The organism is Streptomyces recifensis, assembly GCF_002154615.1.
In the GTDB taxonomy this organism is placed as follows: Bacteria; Actinomycetota; Actinomycetes; order Streptomycetales; family Streptomycetaceae; genus Streptomyces; species Streptomyces griseoluteus.
Genome location: NZ_MUNH01000647.1, coordinates 1 through 5,178 on the forward strand (window position 1 = coordinate 1; position 5,178 = coordinate 5,178).

At 74.4% G+C, this 5,178-nt stretch carries 5 protein-coding genes; 1 reads left to right on the top strand and 4 read right to left on the bottom strand.

Annotation, left to right across the window (positions count from 1 at the left end; genetic code table 11):
* The first annotated feature begins 16 nt into the window (after positions 1-16).
* Positions 17-748: an SIR2 family NAD-dependent protein deacylase gene (locus CCN33_RS27685; RefSeq protein WP_086696148.1), complete on the top strand. Its 732-nt coding sequence runs from the start codon at positions 17-19 to the stop codon at positions 746-748.
* Positions 749-753: 5 nt separating this feature from the next.
* Here CCN33_RS27685 and CCN33_RS27690 read toward each other — a convergent pair whose 3' ends face one another.
* The 4 genes from CCN33_RS27690 to CCN33_RS27705 all read right to left on the bottom strand — a co-directional run bounded on the left by CCN33_RS27690 (position 754) and on the right by CCN33_RS27705 (position 5,070).
* Positions 754-1,263 (bottom strand): methylated-DNA--[protein]-cysteine S-methyltransferase, encoded by a 510-nt coding sequence (locus tag CCN33_RS27690; protein ID WP_086696149.1) that lies wholly within the window; start codon positions 1,261-1,263, stop codon positions 754-756.
* Positions 1,264-1,273: 10 nt separating this feature from the next.
* Positions 1,274-2,773, bottom strand: a complete 1,500-nt coding sequence (locus tag CCN33_RS27695; RefSeq protein ID WP_086696150.1) for a DNA-3-methyladenine glycosylase 2 family protein — start codon at positions 2,771-2,773, stop codon at positions 1,274-1,276.
* A gap of 115 nt (positions 2,774-2,888) precedes the next feature.
* The gene (locus tag CCN33_RS27700; RefSeq protein WP_086696151.1) at positions 2,889-3,989 is read right to left on the bottom strand and encodes an NAD(P)/FAD-dependent oxidoreductase; all 1,101 of its coding nucleotides are present in this window, start codon (positions 3,987-3,989) and stop codon (positions 2,889-2,891) included.
* 214 nt (positions 3,990-4,203) lie between these two features.
* Complete coding sequence (locus CCN33_RS27705; protein ID WP_086696152.1) at positions 4,204-5,070, bottom strand: methylenetetrahydrofolate reductase; 867 nt, start codon at positions 5,068-5,070, stop codon at positions 4,204-4,206.
* Positions 5,071-5,178 lie beyond the last annotated feature (108 nt).

A 5,178-nucleotide genomic window follows, 5' to 3' on the forward strand; every position in this document is an offset into this window, starting at 1 on the left:
GCCTAGCCTCGGGAGCATGAGCAAGCCTCTGGTCGCCGTGCTCAGCGGCGCGGGAATCTCCACCGACTCCGGCATCCCCGACTACCGCGGGCCCAACGGGCTGTGGCGCCGGGACCCCGAGGCGGAGAAGCTCGTCACCTACGGGTACTACATGGGCGACCCCGAGATCCGCCGGCGGTCCTGGCGGATGCGGCGCTCCCAGCAGACCCTGCGCGCCGAGCCGAACGCGGGGCATCTGGCGGTCGCCGAGCTGGAACGCGCAGGGGTTCCCGTACGGGTCCTCACCCAGAACGTGGACGGCCTGCACCAGCGGGCCGGACTGCCCGACCGCAAGGTGCTGGAGCTGCACGGCAGCGCCCGCAGTGTGGTGTGCACCCGGTGCAAGGTGCGCGGCTCGATGGCGGACGCGCTGGCGCGGGTCGAGGCGGGCGAGGACGACCCGCTGTGCCTGGCGTGCGGCGGCATCCTGAAGTCGGCGACGGTGATGTTCGGCGAGAACCTCGACCCGGTGGTCCTCGGCGAGGCGCTGGCGATCAGCAAGGCGTGCTCGGTGTTCGTCGCCGTGGGCAGCACCCTCCAGGTGCAGCCCGCCGCCGGGCTGGCCGGGGTCGCGGCGGACCACGGCGCCCGGCTGATCATCGTCAACGCCGAGCCGACCCCGTACGACGACCTCGCGGACGAAGTGGTGCGCGAGCCGATCGGCACGGCCTTGCCGGCGCTGCTGCGGAGCCTCGTGCCCTCGGGCTGACGGCCCTAGAAGAGCACCCCTTCCTCGGCCCGCTCCGAGCCGCGTTCGAAGGCCAGCAGCCGCCGCTTGCGGTCCAGGCCGCCGCCGTAGCCCGTGAGGCTGCCGTCGGAGCCGACCACGCGGTGACAGGGGACGATGATGCCGACCGGGTTGCGGCCGTTGGCGAGGCCGACCGCCCGGGAGGCGCCCGGAGTGCCGAGGGCGAGGGCGAGTTGGCCGTAGCTCCGGGTCTGCCCGTAGGGGATCTCGGTGAGCTGGTCCCACACCCTGCGCTGGAACGGTGTGCCGTGCAGACCGAGCCGGACGGTGAACCGCCGGGTCTCACCGGCGAAGTAGGCCGCCAACTGCTCCCGGGTCTCTCCGAAGACCCGCCGGCTGTCGTCGCGCGGGCCGAAGGTGTCGTGGGCCGGGCGGTGCCGCTGGTCGGTCATGTACAGGCCGCACAGGGCGTCGTCGGCGTCCGCGACGAGGGTCAGCGGCCCGTAGGGGCTGTCGGTCACGGTGTGGTGTCGCACGGGAAGTCCTTCAGGCCGGGAGGAAGTTGATCGGGTGGCTGTCGGTCGCCCACAGGTACTGCACGGCGTACGCCCGCCAGGGCCGCCATGCCTCCGCGCGGGCGGTGAGCGCTGCCGGGGTGGCGGGCAGGCCCAGGGACCGGGCGGCACGCCGGACGCCCAGGTCGGTCGGGAGGAAGGCGTCGGGGTCGCCGAGGGCGCGCATGGCGACGACGTCGGCGGTCCAGGGGCCGAAACCGGGCAGTTCCAGCAGCCGGGCGCGGGCCTCGGCCCGGTCGGCCTCCACACCCAGGTTCAGGGTGCCGTCCGCGAGGGCGCCGGCCAGCGTGGTCAGCGTGGCGCGGCGGCTGCGCGGCATGGCGAGGGTCCCGGGGTCCACGGCGGCCAGCGCGTCGGGGTCGGGGAAGAGATGGGTGAGCCCGCCCTCGGGGTCGTCCAGCGGCTTGCCGTGGGCGGTGACCAGCCGCGCGGCGTGCGTACGGGCGGCGGCCGTGGACACCTGCTGCCCGAGCACCGCCCGTACGGCGAACTCCGCCTCGTCGACCGTGCGCGGCACCCGGCGCCCCGGCCCGGCGTCCACCAGCGGGGCGAGCAGCGGGTCGGCGCGCAGCCGCTCGTCCACGGCCACCGGGTCGGCGTCCAGGTCGAGCAGCCTCCGGCACCGGGTGATGGCCACGGTGAGGTCGCGCAGATCGCTGAGCGCGATCCGGCAGCCGACGTGCGTCGCCCCGGGCGTGAGGGCGACGACGCCGTGCCCGTACGGCAGCCGCAGCGTGCGCCGGTAGGCGCCGTCCCGCCACTCCTCCACGCCGGGTACGGCGGTGGCGGCGAGGTGCCCGAAGAGGTTGCCGGGATTCAGCGGGGCCCGGAACGGCAGCCGGAGCGTGAGCGTGCCCGCGGTTCCGGCCGACCGGGCGCGGGGTGCGCGGGCGCGCAGCTCGGACGGGGCGAGCGCGAAGACCTCGCGGACGGTGTCGTTGAAGGTGCGGATCGAGGAGAACCCGGCGGCGAAGGCGACCTCCGCCATCGGCAGCGCGGTGGTCTCGATCAGCAGCCGCGCGGTCTGGGCACGCTGGGCGCGGGCCAGGGAGAGGGGCCCGGCGCCGAGTTCGGCGAGAAGCTGGCGCTCGATCTGGCGGGCGGAGTAACCGAGCCGGGCGGCGAGTCCGGGTACCCCCTCCCGGTCCACGACCCCGTCCGCGATGAGCCGCATGGCGCGGGCGACCAGGTCGGCGCGGTGGTTCCACTCCGGGGAGCCGGGGGTGGCGTCGGGGCGGCAGCGCTTGCATGCGCGGAACCCTGCGCGCTGGCAGGCGGCGGCGCTCGGGTAGAAGGTCATGTTCTCGGCCTTGGGGGGCACCGCGGGACAGCTCGGGCGGCAGTAGATGCGCGTGGTGAGCACGGCGGTGAAGAACCAGCCGTCGAACCGGGCGTCCTTGGACTGGACGGCGTGCACGCAGTGCTCCCGGTCGAAGGAGGGGGCCCGGCTGCTGCTGGTCGCGTTCCGCATGCCTCAAGCATCGGGCAGGGCGGCACCGGTGGCTGGCGAGTTTCCGACATGCACGTCGGAGGCGGGCAGGCGGTCGGTCCGGATCACTGGAGGGGGCAGTCGCGTCTGCCGGTGTTCAGTGGGGCCGGCCGAGTGCCGCCGCCGGGCGCAGGTCCGCCTCGAGTTCCTCGCCCGTGGCCGCGGCGGCCAGCGCCCGGCCCAGCCGTGGTGCCTGCTTGAACAGGTTGTGCCCGGCGGCGAAGAAGATGCTGCCGGCTTCCCAGACCGCCATGCCGTCCTCGCTCCACGGCAGGCTCGTCACCCAGCAGTGGAGGTGCTCGACGGGCTCGGGTTCGAGGCCGGGCAGGGCGCGGGTGACGTACGCGTGGGCGCGGTCGCTGAGTTCCGCCAGTGCCGCGGGGTCCGCGAAGCTGCCGTCCTCCCGCACCTCGACCGTCTGACTGAGGCCCACCGCGTACCGGCTGTTGCCCGGATAGGGGACCGCGTAGACGCCGACCTCCCCGAATTCGCCGCTGCTGTCCTGCAGGCAGGCGACCCGCTCCGGGGGCTCACCTTTGACCTGGAAGGTGAGGCGGACGTGGGCGGCCGGCTGTACGGGGAGCGAAAGCCCGACGGTGCGCGCCAGCCGCGCGGTGCCCAGACCCGCGCAGACCACGGCCGTCGCGTACTCCTCGCGGCCGACGGCACTGAGCACCTCCACCGTGCCGCGGTCCGTCGGGTGGAGCGAGATGACCTCGTCGGTGACCACGGAGTCACCCAGCGCGTCGGCCAGTTTCTCGACCGCGAGGCGGGTCCGGATGGCGCCGCCGCCCTCGTCGAGCATGGCGGGACCGTGGTAGTCGGCGAGCAGCGGCATGCGGGCGTGCAGCTCGGCGCTGTCCACACTCCGGACCGGTATGCCGCCGGCTTCCTCCAGGATGCGCAGCCGTCGCGGTACGGGGCTGCCCAGGGCGACCACGCCGTCCCCGGAGATCAGTTCGGCCCCCAACCGCTCGGACCACTCGTCCCATACGGCGCGGCCCTGGCGGGTCAGCTCGACCATACGGGGGTCGTCGTGCGCGTGGCGGAATATGCGGGACTGGCCACTGGACTGCCCGTGGCCCGGAACGCCGCGTTCGTAGACCCGCGCGGTCACTCCGCATTCGGCCAGTGCGTAAGCGGTGGAGAGTCCGACGATGCCGGCTCCTATCACGGCCACCTCGGGAGCCTGGTCCATGCGATCGCCTCACTTCGCGTCCCAAAGCCGTTCCCCTGCGGAGCGAGGGCCGGGTACGTCCGTCGCCGTCGCGGAGGGGTGGGTGTGCGGGCCCCCACGAGCGGCACTGCCGGGCTCGGCGTGACGCGGCGGCGGCCTGCTTCCGTCACCTCCAAGCCTGCGACCGTCGGGACATCGCCGCGAGGCGGCCGACCTCAGGCCCGGCCGCGAGGCCCTAGCCGCGTTCCTGCCGGTACCGGGTGATCCACTCGGCGGTCGTCCGGAGCCCGCCGAAGGTGTAGAAGTGCAGTTTGACGGCGCCGTGGCGGGACGGGTCGTAGCCGCCGGCCAGGTCGTCCAGGAAGCGGTCGGGGCCCGCCGTGCCCATGAGGTTGGTCAGCGAGAGACCGTACTTGCGGGCGACGGAGGCCCCTGTGCCGACCCCGAAGCGCGTCGCGTACCCGAGCAGCCGCCGCACCCCGGCCGGGCCGGGTACGCCGACCCGTACCGGGAGGTGCACCCCGCGCTCGCGCAGGGCCTCCAGCCAGGTGAGGACGGCCTCGGCGTCGAAGCCGAACTGGGTGATGACGTCGCCCGCGAGCCCCGCCTCCGCGATCGCGGCCGCCTTGCCGGTGAGCGCGGACCACAGCGCGTCGTCGCCGATCGCCGGGTGCCCCTCCGGGTAGCCGCAGATGCCGACGTGCCGTACGCCGTACCGCTGGAGCAGCCCGCCACGGATCACGGAGAGCGCGTCCTCGTAGGGGCCCTCGGGACGGGCGGGGTCGCCGCCGACCACGAACACGTTGTCCACGGCGCCCGCCTCGGCGAGCTGGTCGAGGAAACGTTCCAGCTCGGCACTGGAGGGCAGCCGCCGTGCCGACAGGTGCGGCACCGGCACGAACCCGTGCTCCCGCACCGACCGCGCGGCCGCGAGCCGCATGCCGGCGTCCTCGCCCGCGAGGTAGGTGACGTTGATGCGGGTCCCGCCGTCCAGCGAGGCCCGCGCCTCCTCCAGCCGGGGCACGTCCTTCCCGGTCATCTCCACGGAGACGCCGTCGAGCAGCGCCCCGGCCCGGCCGGACACCCCGGGAATGCTCTCCATCACGCCGCGCGACCCTTCCTCCGACGGAACCCCGGCCGATGATGCCACGGCGCCGGGGCGGGCCGGGCCACAGGTCCCGCTGCTCGGGAGGGCCGGACGGATTCGAAA

What these genes read in the sequence shown, in the direction of transcription:
- CCN33_RS27685 (WP_086696148.1), top strand. Translation starts at nt 17, where the DNA reads ATGAGCAAGCCTCTGGTCGCCGTGCTCAGCGGCGCGGGAATCTCCACC.
- CCN33_RS27695 (WP_086696150.1), bottom strand. Translation starts at nt 2,773, where the DNA reads ATGCGGAACGCGACCAGCAGCAGCCGGGCCCCCTCCTTCGACCGGGAG.
- CCN33_RS27700 (WP_086696151.1), bottom strand. Translation starts at nt 3,989, where the DNA reads ATGGACCAGGCTCCCGAGGTGGCCGTGATAGGAGCCGGCATCGTCGGA.
- CCN33_RS27705 (WP_086696152.1), bottom strand. Translation starts at nt 5,070, where the DNA reads ATGGAGAGCATTCCCGGGGTGTCCGGCCGGGCCGGGGCGCTGCTCGAC.